The organism is Agromyces sp. NPDC055658 (assembly GCF_053618155.1).
Genome location: NZ_JBSHHD010000084.1, coordinates 1 through 1897 on the forward strand (window position 1 = coordinate 1; position 1897 = coordinate 1897).

Here is a 1897-nt window from a genome sequence, read left to right on the forward strand (position 1 = left end):
CGCTGGCGCGATTCCGGCGCACACTGGCCTGGCACATCCGCCGCCTACCCCGCGGCAAGATCGCCCTGGCTATCCAGTATGGCCACTTGACCATCTCGCAGGGTGAGGGGTACTCGGGGCTCAACGACGCCGGTTTCGCCGCCCTGATGGCGCGCGAGGAGGCCTCTGCATTGATCGACACCATCGAGGAGACGCGACGCGATCTGGAGGCCGGCGGAGGGGTATCAGGACCCGCCGCGCAACGGCTCCTCAGTGTCGTTGACCGCACCAAAGGCTTCAACGGCACCTACCTCAGTGATAAGGAGATCCGCAGACTCAAGGCAGATACCAGCCTGACGGTCCATGACAACCCTGAGAGCTTCCTCACCTGTATGTTCGACCCTAACCGCGCACTGTGCCGCCGCACCACCCACGGCCAAATCGCCGAACCCCGGCTCGACGACTGCCAGCGCAACTGCTCAAACGTCGCCCGTACCGACAGGCACATCACCAACCTTGAGCACGCTGTGCAGCGACTCCGCTGCGAAGCGAACAGCCCACTGACACCAAAACCGTTGGCGCTCAGGCTTCAATCCCGTGCCGACACCTTTACCGCAATCATCGACGAACACCGCACTACCGCCATCACGACGTCATCACCGGCCGCAACAGAAACATCCGCATGAACCGCAACGAGCAGCCCGCCGATGTCGACACCGTCACCGAAATCCTCGCTGCCATGGTGCGAGTGCTATCCGGGCACCCAACACTCGCGACACCGGGCGACCTCACCATCACGGCAGTGGTAACGGAGGCGCGAGTCAAGCGACACCTGTTGACCCACAAGCACACTGACCTCAAAGAACTCTTCTACCAACTACGCGACACCTGCAACAACCCCATAGTCGCCCGAGCTGAAAAGGCCACTGCACAGCATGAAGATCTCAAAAAGAAGCTCAGCGACGCGCGCGAAGACGCACAGAACTGGAAGACCACGGCACACACCTTCGCCAGGGCCATCCACGTCCTCACCATCGAGAACACAGAACTGAAGGCCACACGTGCAACACCGCTGCGATCCGTTCAGTAGCCGCAAACCCACCTAAGGCACGTCCGATTCACAACGCCAGCCCCACTCGCAGGCCCTCTGACGAACATCAGTGCCAACGTTTCGATCGAAGCCACTTGTGGCGACTTTCGCGTCAAACCGACGACCGGGAACGTGCGTTGGAAATGGGCCCAGGACCTCCTGTTCAATGACCCCGTCCTCGTGCATCGCGGGAACGACCTGGGTGCACGGGTAGCGGCATTCGACCGAACGGACAGACGGGACTGACCCATGGCATTTGTAGGCAAGTCCAAGAAGGTGCAGCAGCAGCAGTTCGAAACCCCTGAGGAGATGTATCTGCGTGGCGCATTGCCGCGCAGGCCAGAAGCGGTCAGCTCGCTGTGGATCCACCAGGGTGACGTGTTGCGCGCATGCGCCGAGAAGCACCAGAACACACCTCTTGCCTTTAAAGCCGTCTACCTGTAACGCGCTGCGTGCTCACGCCCTCATCGAGAATGGCACCCATCGTTGTCGATCCACGTTGCGTACTCGCGCGGTGTTGTAACCAGTGCTCGATGACGCTCTCACCGGCATAGCGCTGCCGGACCAGCAACTCATCATGGCAGCGTGACAACTCGGCAGCTACCTTCTGCCGATATGCACTGAGGTGTCTGCGTTCCTTGGGCGTCGCGTGAAGAACACAGTTCAACCCGAATCGGTCCGAACCGAGATAGATTGCAGCGCGGGCGCATTCGGCTCCTGTTAGTCGTATAGTGCCTGAGCATTTGGGGCGCTTCTGAGCCGCACTGTCGATTCGGTCAACCGCAGGCGGAGGCCAGAACGTCTGCTCGAGACGGTCACCCCATGTTG

General features: G+C 60.8%; 2 protein-coding genes and 1 pseudogene. All 3 read left to right on the forward strand.

What is annotated here, in order from left to right:
- Positions 1-665 (forward strand): annotated as a pseudogene (locus ACWGPE_RS18620) (hypothetical protein); the annotation flags it as partial.
- Positions 662-1069, forward strand: coding sequence for a hypothetical protein (locus ACWGPE_RS18625; RefSeq protein ID WP_452049250.1), 408 nt, complete (start codon positions 662-664; stop codon positions 1067-1069). The pseudogene ACWGPE_RS18620 and the gene ACWGPE_RS18625, both read left to right, overlap by 4 nt.
- Before the next feature lie 276 nt (positions 1070-1345).
- The gene (locus ACWGPE_RS18630; RefSeq protein WP_452049251.1) at positions 1346-1513 is read left to right on the forward strand and encodes a hypothetical protein; all 168 of its coding nucleotides are present in this window, start codon (positions 1346-1348) and stop codon (positions 1511-1513) included.
- Positions 1514-1897: the final 384 nt, after the last annotated feature.